The 16236-nt window shown below is 29.8% G+C and carries 14 protein-coding genes; 5 read left to right on the forward strand and 9 right to left on the reverse strand.

The window, feature by feature from the left end:
• Positions 1 to 13: 13 nt before the first annotated feature.
• Positions 14 to 847 carry a hypothetical protein gene (locus V9L05_RS22815; RefSeq protein ID WP_338790978.1) on the reverse strand — a complete coding sequence of 278 codons (834 nt, stop codon included), beginning with the start codon at positions 845 to 847 and terminating at the stop codon, positions 14 to 16.
• A 291-nt stretch (positions 848 to 1138) separates the two neighbouring features.
• Between V9L05_RS22815 and V9L05_RS22820 the strand changes: the two genes are divergently transcribed.
• Complete coding sequence (locus V9L05_RS22820) at positions 1139 to 2755, forward strand: hypothetical protein (protein WP_338815443.1); 1617 nt, start codon at positions 1139 to 1141, stop codon at positions 2753 to 2755.
• 13 nt (positions 2756 to 2768) lie between these two features.
• On the opposite strand, the gene V9L05_RS22825 is transcribed toward V9L05_RS22820, so the two are convergent.
• The 6 genes from V9L05_RS22825 to V9L05_RS22850 all read right to left on the reverse strand — a co-directional run bounded on the left by V9L05_RS22825 (position 2769) and on the right by V9L05_RS22850 (position 8242).
• Positions 2769 to 3977, reverse strand: a complete 1209-nt coding sequence (locus tag V9L05_RS22825) for an esterase-like activity of phytase family protein (protein ID WP_338815444.1) — start codon at positions 3975 to 3977, stop codon at positions 2769 to 2771.
• An 85-nt stretch (positions 3978 to 4062) separates the two neighbouring features.
• On the reverse strand, positions 4063 to 4620 hold the full coding sequence (gene rimM / locus V9L05_RS22830) for a ribosome maturation factor RimM (protein ID WP_338815445.1): 558 nt from the start codon (positions 4618 to 4620) through the stop codon (positions 4063 to 4065).
• Between the two features lie 171 nt (positions 4621 to 4791).
• Complete coding sequence (locus V9L05_RS22835) at positions 4792 to 5265, reverse strand: MarR family transcriptional regulator (RefSeq protein ID WP_338790982.1); 474 nt, start codon at positions 5263 to 5265, stop codon at positions 4792 to 4794.
• A gap of 113 nt (positions 5266 to 5378) precedes the next feature.
• Positions 5379 to 5972: a hypothetical protein gene (locus tag V9L05_RS22840; RefSeq protein WP_338815446.1), complete on the reverse strand. Its 594-nt coding sequence runs from the start codon at positions 5970 to 5972 to the stop codon at positions 5379 to 5381.
• 17 nt (positions 5973 to 5989) lie between these two features.
• Complete coding sequence (locus tag V9L05_RS22845; protein WP_338815447.1) at positions 5990 to 6598, reverse strand: hypothetical protein; 609 nt, start codon at positions 6596 to 6598, stop codon at positions 5990 to 5992.
• A gap of 105 nt (positions 6599 to 6703) precedes the next feature.
• Entirely contained in the window at positions 6704 to 8242 is a 1539-nt protein-coding gene (locus V9L05_RS22850) for an AAA family ATPase (RefSeq protein WP_338815448.1), read from the reverse strand.
• A gap of 160 nt (positions 8243 to 8402) precedes the next feature.
• On the opposite strand from V9L05_RS22850, the gene V9L05_RS22855 reads away from it, so the two are divergent.
• The 4 genes from V9L05_RS22855 to V9L05_RS22870 all read left to right on the forward strand — a co-directional run bounded on the left by V9L05_RS22855 (position 8403) and on the right by V9L05_RS22870 (position 13175).
• Entirely contained in the window at positions 8403 to 9557 is a 1155-nt protein-coding gene (locus V9L05_RS22855) for an ATP-binding protein (protein WP_338815449.1), read from the forward strand.
• A complete protein-coding gene (locus V9L05_RS22860) occupies positions 9554 to 10246 on the forward strand; it encodes a hypothetical protein (protein WP_338815450.1) in 693 nt (230 codons plus the stop codon). Before V9L05_RS22855 ends, V9L05_RS22860 begins: the two co-directional genes overlap by 4 nt.
• Positions 10247 to 11488, forward strand: a complete 1242-nt coding sequence (locus V9L05_RS22865; protein ID WP_338815451.1) for an NAD(P)/FAD-dependent oxidoreductase — start codon at positions 10247 to 10249, stop codon at positions 11486 to 11488.
• Between the two features lie 154 nt (positions 11489 to 11642).
• Entirely contained in the window at positions 11643 to 13175 is a 1533-nt protein-coding gene (locus V9L05_RS22870; RefSeq protein ID WP_338815452.1) for a GH3 auxin-responsive promoter family protein, read from the forward strand.
• A 65-nt stretch (positions 13176 to 13240) separates the two neighbouring features.
• On the opposite strand, the gene V9L05_RS22875 is transcribed toward V9L05_RS22870, so the two are convergent.
• Both V9L05_RS22875 and V9L05_RS22880 read right to left on the reverse strand, forming a co-directional pair.
• Positions 13241 to 15643: a tetratricopeptide repeat protein gene (locus V9L05_RS22875; RefSeq protein ID WP_338815453.1), complete on the reverse strand. Its 2403-nt coding sequence runs from the start codon at positions 15641 to 15643 to the stop codon at positions 13241 to 13243.
• On the reverse strand, positions 15644 to 16081 hold the full coding sequence (locus V9L05_RS22880; RefSeq protein WP_338815454.1) for a hypothetical protein: 438 nt from the start codon (positions 16079 to 16081) through the stop codon (positions 15644 to 15646). It lies immediately after the preceding gene.
• Positions 16082 to 16236: the final 155 nt, after the last annotated feature.

Consider the following 16236-nt stretch of genomic DNA (forward strand, 5'->3'; position numbering starts at 1 on the left):
AGATGTTTTTTTGTTATTGTTTTTTACGCAGATTTATAATTCCTCCAAAAACAATATTGAGTTGAGAAAAAAAGAATGTTTGCTCAGCTTTATCAGATTTTGAATAAGTTGTTTCTACATCTGGTAAATTGATATATCCTCCTTTAAATTCAGATTGAATAAAGAATTTATTAAAAAAAGCAACTCTAGCACCTATCACACCACCAATTCCATATCCTGCTACATGAAAATCATCGTGTCGCTGTTGTCCTAATAAAGTTGTATTTGTTCTTGGATATAAAAAGCCAACTCCTAGACCTTTATTAAGACTAATTTTGATTTTATTAAAATCAAAAAGTAAACTAGAATGCCTTATTTCAACATTTACATAATTTAGACCATCTGTGTGTTCAAATTGTAAAAAATCATCTTTCAATTTTATATCATTATGAAAATAATCAGCATCATAATTTGATGAAGTATCGTGAATGTAACCATTGATATCCACAATCTGATTTTGTTGCATTACATATTTCATGTGATCTATTCCAAATGAAACATCCCAGTTTTCTGTCAGATAATATCCTATACGAAAGTTGTATTGAGGAATCGTAATTTTGTTTAGCTTGAAATAGGGATCAACTGCAAATTTGGATTGTCTATCTTTAGCAATTACGTCTTTTAAGGTAAAATCATAGTTTTTACCTTTAAAATGAATATCTGATTTGGTGTACCAACCTCTATTATATCCCCAATAAAAATACAATCTTCCTTTAGAAATTTGTTTAGGAATTGGAGGTGTAACAGTTTGAGCAGAGCATAAATAGGAAATAAGCGTAAAGAAAACAACTAAAAGTATAGCTTTCATTTTTTGTAAGTAATAATATTAAGTAATAGTTTTTTAAGTGTGCTTTAATTTATTTGAATGTGTTTTACACTAAGAAATAAACTAAAGTAGATTATAGGGCTGCAAAGGTAACTATACTTTTATTAAGACTAAATACAGAAACTAAATACAAAGAGTTTATTATGTTTTTTTGTGGATAATGAAAATAATACAAAATGAATTTAAGAATAAATTTGTTAAAAAATGTGCCTAGATAGATTTTTTGTGTACTTTTGGTACTTAGTACTTACATTTTTTAATAGACTTAAGAGTTTGAAAAATACTGCCTTTATTACTACTTTAAGAAACCCTTTTTTAATTTGGGTTTTTAGTTTACTTCTTCATAGCATTTTATTATTGCTTGTATATTTTGTTTTTTGGGCTTCTTATAGCGAACCTACTTTAAACTTCTTATATCATTTTTCTCATCAAGTCAGTAAAGACAATTCTGTTTTTACTTTTTTTTCTTGGTTTTTGATAGTTAGTTTAGGTTTTAGTTTCTCGGCTGTTTTTGCTCAATTTTTTACATCTATTTCTGATTTTAATCAAAAAATTAGAGTGTTGGTTCTTTATATTTTGGTCTTTTTTGTCGCTTTTATTCCTATGCTCTTATGGTTAGATAGGCATGTTGTGGCAACTATTTGTGTGCTTTCAGGAGTAAGTCTCTTAGTAATTAATTATAAAAAAAATACGTCTTTTTATATCAATATTTTTGTTGGAACATTGCTCTGTTTGGTGGGGCTTTTTTGGTCTGTCAAAGGATTTGGGTGGGCAATGGCTGCCAGTATTCCGTTTTCACTTTGGTATCTTAAAAAGGAAAATTTCAAAAATCAGTTGCCTCAAGTTGTGATTTTGGTTTCACTAGTTATGTTGGCTTTAGTTTGGGATTTGATTGAAAGTCAAATTGAACAAAATGAAGTTATTCATTTTTCAGCAGAAAAAATAGAAAAAAATGTTCCTCAATGGCTTTTAGATGAACATTTGATAGAAGTAAATTGGACAAAAAATGATTTTCGTTTGTGGTTAAGTGGTTTTAGAGGCTTTGGAGAATTGAGTTGGGAAAATAAAACAACAAATCACCATTTTTCAGAAGAAGCTATTCAAGAAATTACTGAATTTTTGTTGCACTATGATTCTGTTGTTCCTGTTGAAGGTAATCCAATTTTAGAGTTACGATATGTAATTTTACAAATTGCTTTACTTATTTTTTGGTTTTTGTTTTTAGCAAATTATAATCTTTCTCGCTATCGTTTGATAACCTATTGGGTGGTTATTTTTCTGATTTGGGTGTGGACAGAATATATTAGTTTAGATACAGAAAATGGATTTTTATTAGCTCTATGTGCCTATGGAGGGCTTTTACCTTTAATTGGTGCAAACAGATTTAAAGATATTGTTTCTTTCAAAATTCATCAAAAAATTATTTTCATAGGAATAATTATTCTGATTGTGATTGAACTTAGTGGAAGTTTGGCAATTTATATTTCGGAAAGTCTGGCTACTCGCAAAAATTATGTAGAAGCAAAAGCCGTTTTGGAAAATATTTATAAGAGTTATTTTTCCGACCAAAAAGCATATATTGACTGGAATGCACACTTAAATGATAAAACATCGCTTCCTTTTTCTACTTCAGTTACCTCAAAATTTGATAAAGAACAACTTCAAAATAATTTAGTAATTCCGATTCAACATCTAAAAAATGAAGAAAATCTGAATCAAAATAATACTATCAATTCTTCGAATTTATATTTTATCTTGCCTTCCAAAACTAGTAAATCACAAACAGATATGCTTATGCTTTATTTTAGCGAACATCAAAACAAACTTGTAGAATGGCAATCGGTTTGGAAAACAGAAGAAATTGAAGTTTGGAAATTGATTGTTTTTTAAAATTCTTTTTGCTCTATTCCAAAATCTCAAATACTAAAAACTGTGTCTTCTGCTTAGGGCTAAAATTATTATCTGATACAAAAACGATTGTTTTATTGCCATTTGCAAGCATTTTTCCTAATGTCATTCCTTCGATATTATCTACATGATTGAGGTTCATTTTTGATAAATCGGAAATTAGTGTTTTCTTTAGAGGAATATAATCTTTATTTGGAATCAGGTTTTTAAGACTTTCTATATTTTTAGAATCAGTTGCATTCTTTGTTTCTACCAAAAATAATTTTACAACAGTTCCTCCATCTGCTTGATAACCTTGAGAATAAGAACGTTCTAAAACTAAAAATTGTGTATTATTTTTATCTGTTTTCCATTCTAAAATTTCTACAATTCCATTGAGTCCGTAGGCTGTTTGTGGAATTGGTTCTTTAGCAACAGGTTCAGCCAAATAAACAAATTCCTGCTCAAAATTTGAGGTTTTTCTGTCTAAACCTATCAAACGAATTGGAAATATACCTTCTGTGTTTTTTGTCATTTCGCCATCTTGTTGTAAAGCAGTTTCGGAGAGAAACCAAATTTTGTTTTCATTATCCGAAAAAGTCATAGATTCGATGGCTGCATTGTGATACCAACCTTTATTTTGAGTGGTGTCTATAAAATGCTTGGGTAGTTTAAATTTTCTAATTTGATTGCCATTTGTATCCATTTCGGCAATAAAAGGAACTATATTTCGCTCTCTATCGCCTTCACTACTCCAAAAAAGTGTACTTGATTTACTAGAAAAACAAATGCTTTCTGGGTCAGCTATTTTTGTACCTTCATTTTTTTTAGGATAAAATTTTCCGTTTTCTTGTTTGAGAAAGTTTACAGAATTTATTTTTAGTTCTTCAAAGCTATCTTTTGTATAATTCAATTTGGCTGTATAAAAACGCAAAAGTCCATTCTCATCAAATAAATCATCAGAAAGTAAATAATAACTATCTGTTGAATTGTCATAATCAATTGCTGAAAGTCCACCAACAGTCATTTTTTGTTCATTTTCTCCAAATTTTTCTTCAAAAGGAATAATTTTTTCTCCAATAAAACGAAGTGCAAAAGGATCTTTTTGTTCTGTTTGGGTAGATGTAGGCTTTTGACTTTGGCAATTTGTAAATAGAAAAGCAATACAAAAAGCTAAAAAATACAAACTTAAAAGATTTGCTTTTTGAGATTCAATTGGCTTCATAGTTATTTGTTGTTGGTGTCGCTGTCGCTAAAACACCAACAACAGCAGTTTTTATACTCTAATTTTAGAAAAGACTCTTATTTATTTAATCTTCTTTTTCTTCTTCTTCCTCCTCATCGCTCAAATAAACATCTAAAAGTCCTTCTGGAAGTTGCATCAAAATAGATTTATTTTCTCTATTAAATTCTTTTATTAATTCTTTTTTTAGAGGAATCAATACTTCTTTTTCTTTAAAGTTGATGACTAATAAATCATTTTGAGGAAGATTATAAATTGTGTCTATTTTGCCAATTTCCCCTTTTTCTATATCAGAAACCATAAAACCGATAATTTCGTGATAGAAAAATTCATCCTCTTCTAATTTTGGAACAAACTCATCAGGCAAGAAGAGTTTCAGTTTTCTAAACTCTTCAGCTTGTTCGACACTATCTACTCCTTCTAATTTTATAAGCACTTTTTGTCCGACTTGTGGACGCAGATTTTCTACAAAAAAAGGAACTAATTGTCCTTTTTGTTCGACCAAAATAGATTCAATGTCAAGATATAAATCAATATTATCAGTATCCCAAAAGGCTTGAATATCGCCTTTGAGTCCGTGAGGTTTGATGAGTGAACCGAGTTCGAAACAGTTTTCTTTATTCATATACAAATTTAGAATTTAGAAGATAGATTTTAGAAGTATGTCAATACACTACTTTAGTAAAAATGATTGACAAAAATACGACTTCATTTATTAATAAACGAAAAATTTATATTCACATTATCAAATCCATTGATTCTAACTTCTGAAATCTAAATTCTAACTTTATTTCATTTATTGATGACTGTTAACTGAATCTTCTTCTCTGAGTTTGTCTAAAAGCGCACTCAAAAGTCCTGCTTCTGCATCTGAAAGATTAAGGTAATTAGGTTTGTCTATAGGTTCTTCATTGTCTATCTGTTTCAAAAGTTCCAAACCTGATTCTGTAATAGAAATATTTACTTCTCTTCTATCTACTTCTCCTCGCCATTTATTGATATATTCTTTTGTAATTAATTTATCCATAATACGTGTCGTATTCGAATTTTTATCAATCATTCGGTCAGTAATATCTTTTGCACATAATGGAGTAGGGTGTGAACCACGCAAAATTCGAAGTACATTATACTGTTCTTGCGAAATTCCATAACATTTTAGCTTGCCTACTACTTTACCACGCAACCAACTTGCCGTAAACATAATATTTAACATCGCTTTATGTTGGTCAGATTTGAATTTGTTTGTTTTTAATGCCTCTTCGATTTTCATTAATTAGTTGAAAAAGTAAATGATTATTTTTATGATGATTAACTGACTTCTCAATTATTGTACCTACAACTACTTTTTGGTGGTTTATGTTTGGATATTGTTTCTTAATTGAATTAGATTTGTATGGAAATAGTATATTTGCCCTTTTCCCAACAAGGCTCACCTCCTTCTTTGCTTCTGTTTTGTTTTGTGCATTTTTTTATTTCTTCAATTTTTCTCTTAGAAAGAGGAGTTTTTGAATTGATTTGATAAATGGTTAATTCTGGTTTCATTTTTAGATAAATATCAAAAATAAGTTCTGTATTTTCTTCTATTTCAAATTCAAAATCTAAACGTTCTATGTTTATATCATTTACCATAGAAAATACTGTAGCTTCATATTTACCTGCTGCGATTTCGAATTCAAATTTCCCAGACCAATCTGTTTCAAAAACCTTTTTATTAGTAGTTTTAGTGGGTTTTATATAAAATTTATACGGCATTTCATCACCATCTCCATTTGAAACAACACCACCTATTTTGCTTTTCGTAGCTTCTTTCTTGTCTATTTTTACTCTACTTGTGTCGTCTTTATGGTCAAATGAAAAAGTATATTCATATTTGAATTCTGAATCTTTATCTTTTTTATAAAAATGACTTTTTTTATTACAAGAATTGAAAGCTATAAAAATTAGAAGTAAAAGGAACGTGATTTTATAGATTTTCATGATTGTTTTCTTTGAATTTAAATGCTGTTAGGAAACTGTTCTAAAATCCACGTTAAAAAGATTAAAGATAATAAACAAGTAATTCCAATAAAATAGGGACTACTAAATTTGAATCCTTCTTTTTTCACATTTTTATAAAAGCCAATAAAAAAACAAATTAAAAGAGGAATAGAAACAAAGAAATAGAATATTAGTAAAAAAGCTATAAAGAAAAGTATATTACCCATATCTCCTCCATCGTGCCATCGTGTCCAAAGTATAGGTTTTAAATTATTTTGTTCTAAAAAAATATCCCATTCTAATTCTGTTTCGAAAAAATGAGATTGATTATTTTTTTCATTAAAGACAAAATAGCTTCCTAATTGCTGTCTTTCTGCTTTTTCCCTATTATTAAAAGGAGGATAACAACTACATTTTCCTATAATGAATCCTTTATAAAAATGCCATTCTTTTAATCCTGTTAATTGTTCTTTTCCATTTACTTTTAACGTGTTTCCTGTCCAATTATCTATTTCGTTTCCATAAGGTGTATAGTAAGTTTCATCTGCTAAACCAACCATCCCATAAGTTGGATTATAAACTAATGAAGTAACAAATAGGAAAAATAAAATTATGTGTTTTTTCATCAGAATATATTTTTGAAATAACTACTAAAAGCAAAAATCTCCTCCTTATTTTTCAATAAGAAAGAGATTTCTGACAAAAATAGTTTTTTTACTAGACTTCCAAACCTATTCCTTCAAATTCTTATAATAATATTTCAGTTTTTCTAGTTTTAATTGAATATCATTGAGTTGATTGATAGAATCATTCAAATTTGCTTTTACGATGGGTGCAAGACGAGCATCTACAAACAAATTTTGGTCTAATTCGTACCATTCTTCTGGTTTTTCAGTATCTAGTTTTGCTAAATTTTCATTTACATAAGCCAAAAGTTCCTCTAGTTTTTCATTCCAATATTTTTCTATAAGCTGATGAGGTTTTCTGTAAATAATTTCATCTTTTTCTACCTTATGCGTGCGTAAACCCAAGGCTAAAAGTTGAGCATTATGGAATAAATGAATTTGATGCTGTACAGGTGGTTTTTTTGCTTTTACTTTATAGGTCAATTTAAAAGCGTCATCATAGACATTTATTGTACTTTCTTCTTGTGTCAATCTATCAAAATCAGCTCGTTTGATGTATTTTCCATCCATTGACGTTTCCAAATTCATTACTTGATAGAATTCTTGTTCGACTGGATAGAGTTCTTCTCGTGTTGTGATGTGTTTTACTTTTGTTTCTTTTTCAATTTCAGTTTCTAATTCCTTTATTTCTTGTCTCAATCCAGTCAGATTTAGCGAAATAGAATAACCATGTTTGCGTATCACTTCTGAAACCAAATGACGCACTTTATCCAGCTGTTCAGATTGATTCCAAACACAATGTGTAATCAAGAAACAATCCATTAGATTGACTTTTTTGCGTCCATTTAAAAAAGCACACGTTTTGAGAAGGCGAATTACTTTTTTCCATCTTCTATCCGAAACAAAATATACATTTCCAATCTGATTATCGGTATCATCAAGTTGCTTTTTGACAAGCTGAATAGTATTCAAAACTTCTGTTGGCAGTTCTATTTCATCAATTTCTTTGCTCCAAAGCTCATTTTCTTCTGCTGTAATCTTAAGTTCATCTGAAACTGTATCTTCATAAACATTATCTGAAGAAGTTAGCATTTGCAGAAAATTACCACTTTCTTTTATTTCAGAAATTAGATAACGTACCAAAAACCTATCCCAAAGAGCTTCTAAACCTTCATTTTTGGGTGGAAGTTCGTTTGAAGCTGCAATCAATCCTTTTAGTTCTACTTTTACTTCTTCTTCTCCATTTCTATAAATTTTCTCATTCAAAACGGTCAAAAGTGCATTCTGAATAGAAGGACTTGCCTTCCAAATTTCATCTAAAAAAACAACTGTTGCCCCTGGTAAATACTTGTCTGTCAAGCGTTCATATTTATCCTCATCTTTTAACTTTTTGATAGAAACAGGACCAAAAACCTCATCAGGCGTACTAAAACGATTCATTAAATACTCAAAAGATTGTCCTGCTGTAAAGGCAAATTTTAGCTTACGTGCAATCAAACTTTTTGCTACCCCTGGTGCGCCAAGCATAAATAAACTCTCTCCTGCAACGGCTGTCAGAAGTGCTAATTGTATGGGTTCTTGTCGTTCGTAAAGATTTTTATTGAGAGCAGAAAGTAAGTTTTTGATTCGTTCTTTGCTTTGCATTGAAAGTGGTTTTTTTGTCGTTGGTGAGACACCAACAACGGCGATATAATAGTATTTTGAAATAAAACAGGCTAACTTTTTATTTAGGAATAAGGTTTTGAGAAAGTATTAGTAAATTTGTATCATTAAAAGGTATTTTTATCAATTAGTCATTTTTTATATGAAAATTATACGATTTTCTTTTGAAGATAAAGAACTAGAGTGGAAACTAGAGGAAATAAAGTTTAATAAACTTAATCTTTTAGTTGGTGCTTCTGGTGTTGGAAAAACTCAAATCTTGAAGGCTTTACTTATTTTGAAGGAGATTGTAGAAGGGGAGTCTCCAAATGGTGTGAAATGGTTTATTGAGTTCGAAACACTTGGTAATCAAAATTGTATTTGGGAAGGGGAATTTGAAAACAAAAAAGGTTTTCCGTTAATAGAAGGCATCTTAAAAGACAGTAAAATAAATCGTCCTAAAATCACTTTTGAAAAACTTGATATTAATGGTAAAGAAATAGTCAACAGAAACAACGAAACAATCGTTTTTAATGGGCAACAGACACTCAAGTTACTCAAAGAAGAAAGTATTTTACATTTGTTGAAAGAAGAAGATTTGATAAAACCAGTCTATGAAAGTTTAAGAAAAATAAACTTTAGCGACTATTCCGATTCAGTAAATGCTCCAAAACTGGTCAGTATCAATAATATAGCTAGTATAGAAAAACCTTTTGAAGAGTTTGATAACATAGAGAAAATTCAAAATAGTGAAATAGGAATTATACTCAAACTATTTTACTCATCTAAAATAGAAAACGATAACACATTTAGTAGAATTAAACAAAGATTTAATGATATTTTTCCTCAAATAGAAGATATTAAAGTTGCTACTTTAAATAGTAAAGATGTTCCTTCTTATCTAAAAGATTTTTTGTTCATTCAAATCAAACAAGAAAATGTTACGAAGTGGATAGACCAATTAAGAATATCATCAGGAATGTTTCGCACTTTATTACAACTTAGCGAACTTTATTTGTGTAAAGAAGGGACAGTTTTTTTAATTGATGAATTTGAAAATAGTTTGGGAATTAATTGTATTAATGAAATAACAACTGATATTCTTACTTCAAGAAGACAATTACAGTTCATTCTGACAAGTCATCATCCTTATATTATAAATAATATAGAGTTCAAAAACTGGAAGTTAGTTACTCGTAATGGTGGAATTATAAAAGCTCACGATATGAGTGAATTTAATTTTGGAAATTCGAAGCATGAGGCATTTATGCAACTTCTTCAATTAGATGAATATCAAACAGGACAAGAACAACTATGAATATCTATTTCTTAGTAGAAGGCAAACGAACCGAGAAAAAAGTATATCCAAAATGGTTGTCTTTTCTAATTCCAAAACTAAAACGAGTAAACTTTCATAATGAAGCAGAAAAAAATAATTATTATATGTTTAGTGCAAATGGTTTTCCTTCTCTTTTGCATAATCATTTACCAAATTCTGTTTCTGATATAAATGAAAGTAACAATTTTGATTATTTTGTTATTTGTATTGATGGCGATGATGAAGGAGTAGAAAATCGAAGAGATGAAATAACTGATTTTATGAAAGAAAATGAGATTATTTTAAATTCTGACACAAAACTTGAAATTATTGTTCAAAATAAATGCTTTGAAACGTGGTTTTTGGGTAATCCTAAACTCTTTAAACAAAACCCTCAAAGCGAAACAATGAAAGAATATAATCAATTTTATAATGTCAAAACAGACGACCCAGAGTTGATGGAAAAACCTGCTGACTTTGATGCAAGTACATCAATTTACCATTCTAAGTATTTACAAGAAATCTTTTGGGAAAGAAATATCAGTTATAGTAAAATCAATCCAAATGAAGTAGTTAAGGAGTATTTTTTAAATGAACTCATCAGAAGGAATCAAGAAACAGGACATATCAAGAGCTTTAAATATTTTATTGATTTTTGCAGTAAAATCAGAAAGGAAACAGAAAAGTAAATGAAAAACAAAAAAATAATCATAATTGGTGGTGGTGCAGGTGGATTTTTTGCAGCCATTAATCTCAAAGAAAAAAATCTGAATTATAATGTTTCTATTTTAGAACAAACCAATACATTACTCAAAAAAGTAAAAATTTCGGGTGGTGGGCGTTGTAATGTTACGCATTCTTGTTTTGATGTGGAAGAATTAACTAAAAATTATCCACGAGGAGAAAAAGAATTATTAGGAGCTTTTTATCAATTTCAACCTCAAGACATGATAGAATGGCTCAAAAAACGAGGTGTCAAAACCAAAACGGAAGCCGACGGACGTATGTTTCCAGTTTCAGATGATTCTCAAACGATTATTGATTGTTTTTTGAAAGAAACTAAAAAGCTCAATATTGATATTCAAAAAGGGTGTGCTGTTGAAAAATTAATTCCTCCAACAGATTTGGTTAATGGAAATACAACTAATCAAAAATGGCAAATTCAGATAAAAAACAAGCCTAATTTGGAAGCCGATGCGCTTATTGTTGCAACTGGAAGTCAGCCAAAATCTTGGAAAATGCTTACTGATTTGGGGCATTCTATTTCAAATCCTGTTCCTTCGCTTTTTACAATGGACGTGAAAAATGATAGCCGTTTGAAAGATTTAGCAGGTGTTTCGGTAAATAATGGAACGGTTTGGGCAAAAGATACAAAACTTGCTACTGAAAATGGTGCTGTTTTGGTTACGCATTGGGGACTTTCTGCGCCTGCTGTTTTGCGTCTTTCTGCGTGGGGAGCGAGAGAACTAGCCGACAAAAATTATAAATTTGAAATGGGTGTGAATTGGATAGAAGGTACACCAAAAAACACGCTCAAAACTTTGAAAGCACACCGAGAAGAATGGCGTAAAAAACAAATTGGAACAATTTCTCCCTTTGAAATTCCGAATCGGCTTTGGAAAAAACTCGTCGAAGCTGCACAAATAGACCTCACTACGAACTGGGCATCCCTTTCAAATAATCAATTAGAGAAACTTTCAAACGAACTCACACAAGGAATATTTCATGTAACTGGAAAAAGCACTTATAAAGATGAATTCGTAACTTGTGGAGGAATTGCTTTATCAGAAGTTGATTTTAAGACAATGGAAAGTAAAGTTTTGCCTAATCTATATTTTACTGGCGAAGTCTTAGATATTGATGCCATTACAGGAGGATTCAATTTCCAAGCTGCATGGACAACAGCTTGGATTGCAGCACAAAACATTTAATTAAATTATGGATGTTGAAAGAATATCTATACAACTTATTATTTTTTATAATAAAAGTTAAACAAAAATATATGCCTTACTCTTTAGATTGAGTAAAGTATGCAGAAATACATTTTTTAAACTCGTTCTATTTTTACTCAAATTATATAATTATATGAAAAACATTGTCAATTGGATAGGAACAAAGATATTTTCTACTCGTTTGGAGAGTATAGAAAATTTCAAAAAGAACCCTTTTGAGGTTCAAGAAAGAGTATTTAAGTATCTGATTGAATCTGGAAAAGATACCGTTTGGGGAAAAGAACACGATTATTTTTCTATCAAAAATCAAGGACAATTTGCAGAGCGCATTCCTGTTTCTAGCTATGAAGAATTTTACCCCTACATAGAAAGAAGTTTGAAAGGCGAACAAAATTTGCTTTGGAACAAACCGATTATCGGCTTTTCAAAATCTTCTGGAACGACCAATGCACGCAGCAAATATATTCCTGTTTCGGAAGAAGGATTGGATAAAAATCATTATGCAGCTGGAAAAGATTTAATAGCTCTGTATGCTCATAATAATCCAGAAACAGGGTTTTTCTCTGGAAAAGGATTGGGAGTAGGGGGAAGTATGCAACCAAATCCAGTTACAGGAGAAAAAAATTGTGGTGATGTTTCAGCTTTGATAATGAACCATTTACCTTCTTGGGCAGAATATCTCAGAACACCGAGTTTAGAAATTGCTCTGATGGAAAACTGGGAGGAAAAAATGGAAGCAATGGCAAGAGCTAGTTCGAAAGATAATGTAACAAGTATTCAGGGCGTTCCGACATGGACACTTTTTTTGATTAAGAAAATATTAGAAATTACAGGAAAAAATTCAATTTTAGAGGTTTGGCCCAACTTAGAATGTTTTTTTCACGGCGCAGTTTCCTTTACGCCTTATCGTCAGCTTTTCAAAGAACTTATTCCTTCCGACCAAATGAATTACATGGAAGTCTATAATGCTTCCGAAGGATTTTTTGCGCTACAAGACCAAAAAAATAGCGAAGATTTGTTATTGCTTTTAGATTATGGAATTTATTATGAATTTATTCCGATGGAAGAATGGGACAAAGAAAATCCTAAAACAATAACATTGCAAGACGTAAAATTGAATGAAAAATATGCGATGATTATTTCTACTAATTCGGGGCTTTGGCGATATAATATTGGCGATGTGGTAAAATTTACGTCATTAAATCCGTTCAGAATCCGAATTGCAGGACGTACAAAACATTTTATCAATGCTTTTGGAGAAGAAGTCGTAGTAGAAAATGCTGATATTGCGCTGGCTTATGCATGTGAAAAAACAGGCGCAAAACTAAAAGATTATACAGCAGCACCGATTTATATAAAAGATGAAGGAGAAGGAAATCACAAACAAGGAGGACACGAATGGATTATAGAATTTGAAAAACAGCCAGAAAACAAAACTCTTTTTGTGGAATCTTTAGACGAAAAACTAAGAGAAATAAATTCGGATTATGATGCTAAAAGACATGCAAATATCGCTTTAGTGATGCCAACCGTTCATTTTGCAGAGCCAAATACGTTTTACAAATGGCTACAATCAAAAGGAAAGCTGGGAGGGCAGCACAAAGTACCACGTCTTTCGAATAATAGAGAATACGTAGAAGCAATTTTGAAAGTGATGGAGAAGTAGAATGTTTTTTATAAACTATTGACAGATCTTGTTAGAATCTGTCAATAGTTTATAAAATAGTCCTTTTAACTATTAATGTGTAATAAATATTGTAACATTGAACTAACCTCTCTAACTTCTTCAGAATCTTTTCCTTGTATGAGGATAAGAACTGCTTTTCTAGTTTTCAGTAATCTAAAAGTTTTCTGAAAATTGGCTTTTGAGAATATTTCATTTTTTTTATTTAAGGCATCCATAATGAGATATTCTGTAATATAGCTTATATTTTGAGCCTTTTTGATAGTTGGATTTTCATTCCACCTACTGATGATTTTCTCTACAAATTTCCAATTTTCTATTTGAAAGCAATCTGGTGTATTACTCAGACTTATAGATAAGTCTAGTCCTTCAATTGAGAGTAATATATCATCTGATATAAAATTATTACTTGTTATGTTTTTGCATTTTCCTAAAAAATAAGATGCTTCTTCTATATTTTCAAGCATTATATAATTTTCAGCAAGAAATAAATATGTAAGTATCAATTTAGGATTTTCATCTCCAAAATTAGCAACTTCTATATTCAAAGTTTTGAGTAAAAAAACTATTGCTTCTTTAAAGTTACCTTCTAGTTTGCTGACCATAGAATTTTCGTGATAAAAGACAGCTTTTCGTGGATGGTTATCTTCAAGAACATGAAGTTTACTTCCAAGTTCATTTAAAGTTTTTTTAGCTTTATTAAGCTCTCCTCTAGCAGTATAAATTCTGCTTAGCACTAATTCACTATCAAGTATGGCACTTATTTTTTTATCTAAAAGTTTGCATATAGTTACTACTTTCAGCATGATTTTCAAACTTTCTTCGTATTCATCTTGTTCTAGTAAACTTCTGCCATATTCGTGACAGGCAGAAATAATCTTAGATGATAAGTTTATATCATTAAATCTTTTATCTAGCTCTTTTAGTAAATTTACATCCAGTAATTGTGTTATGTCGTTACTACCTGTTATTGGATAGAATGTTTTTAGACAATTATTCAGGTAGCTGAATGCTTCTTTATGTCTACCCAAACTCATGCAAGTAGTAGCTAAATTTATATAAACATCGATACTTGATGTATTATCCGACTCTGTTACTATTGATTTATAAATATCGTAAGCCTCAATGTGTTTTCCAACTCTTTCATAACAAAATGCTAAATAGCTATTTATGAATGATTGAATAATATAGTTTTCAGTTGTAACTACACGTTTGAATCGTTCCATGTAAATCAACATTTCTGCAAATATTCCGTATGCTTTTAATTCTTGCTCTACCAAATTAAAAGATTCTATAACAGTAGCTATTAAATCATTTTCTATATCTAATTTATCAAGTAAAACCTCTTGTATTAAAGGATGTATAAAAAAAATATCTTTCTCATCTGAATTTCTTTTTACGGTTTGTAACCAGCCAATTTCTGTTAGATTTTGTAGGTTATTTATGAGTTCTCTGCGCTTTTCATAGCCTGATAATTTTTCTAGCTTTTCAATTGTAAACTCATTTTCTATTGTAGGAAGTATAACAAAGAATTTAAGAAGTTTCAAACTACTTTCATTAGAAGAAATATTTGATAAATCAAAAGCTGCATTTAAAATTTCTTTTAGTTTTACAATTCTCTTATTATTGGACTTATAATCTGTATTTATTTTATAATCTAATTCTTCATCAATAAAGCTATATTGATTCCATCTTTCCAATAAATAGTTTATTGATAAATCACCTCGTTTTGCAATTTTTGCTAATAACTCTATTGTCAATGTGTGTCTTCCAATACTGCTTAAAAGTTCTTTTAAAGGTGTAATTTCTTCATTTTTAATATTTCTATCTAAATGAATTTGGAATAATTTTATTGAATCATCTTCATCTAATACATCAATAAAAATTTTCACTGAGTCTTCTATAACAGCACGAGATGTAACCAAAATATCCCAATTCTTAGGAAGATATTTTTCATTTTCCAAAAAGCTATCGGCACTTTCTACGTTATCAATTACAAGTAAACACTTTTTATCTATTGCAATATTTTCTAATTTCGTTATTAACTGACTTATTGTAATATCAATAGGGATTTCTGGTCTGCGAATAATATCGAAATGAGTAGGAAGAGGAGTTGTAAAATAAGATTCTATTAAATTATCTGTAAATCGTAACCACGCTTTATGAGAATAATGAGCCGTTTTTTCATGAAAGAAAGAACTTGCTACACTGGTTTTACCAACTCCTCCAAAACCATTAACTATTACAGCTTTTTTTTTGCTTTCCAATGCTTCTTCGACTTCTTTAATTTTATTCTCTCTTCCTAAAAGTAAAGAAGGTTTTTCTGGGAGATTAGTTAATAGAATTGGTAATTCTTTATTACTACCATAATTTACTGTGATATTTGAATTATTTGTATCTATAATAGTAATATTATCATTTCCTTCAACCTTAGCTTCATTTTTATTCATCTACTTTCTATTTATTGTGATTGTACTGTTTTGAATATCTTGAGTTATTACAGAATTATTTGTTGCTGTTGCTGTATTTATCTTTTTAGTAATTTGAGTTCCGTTTGCTTTACACTCATTTATAAATTTTTGCATCATGGCAATATGATTACGGAAATCTTGAACATTTATTTCATTTTCTGTTATGGCATCATCTACTGCATCTATAACCTTTGTAGAAAGTTCTACTATTTTCTGTTCGTCTTGCTCTTCAATAGGCTTTTCAATATTCTCTTTTAATTCCTCTACTTTTTGAATAGATTTTTTTCGTGAAAAAGCTGTTTTACAAAAGTCTAAAAAGCCAATAGCAATATTTTTTGCGCCTATTGTTTGGGCAAATTTAGTAGCTTCATTGATTAATTTGCCTGCTTCTTGTAACTCTTCAGATTGAATTTCCATTGATGATTGTTTTTAATGTTAAATTTTCTTTAAACGAACGTACTAACAAAGATTTAGTTACATATATTTATGTTGAATAATTCAAAAAACAACAAAAAAAACCTAAACTCCAGAAGAAACAAATCTTTGAAATTTAGGCGTTTGAAAGCTGAATA

This window comes from Bernardetia sp. Wsw4-3y2, from assembly GCF_037126295.1.
GTDB lineage: Bacteria > Bacteroidota > Bacteroidia > Cytophagales > Bernardetiaceae > Bernardetia.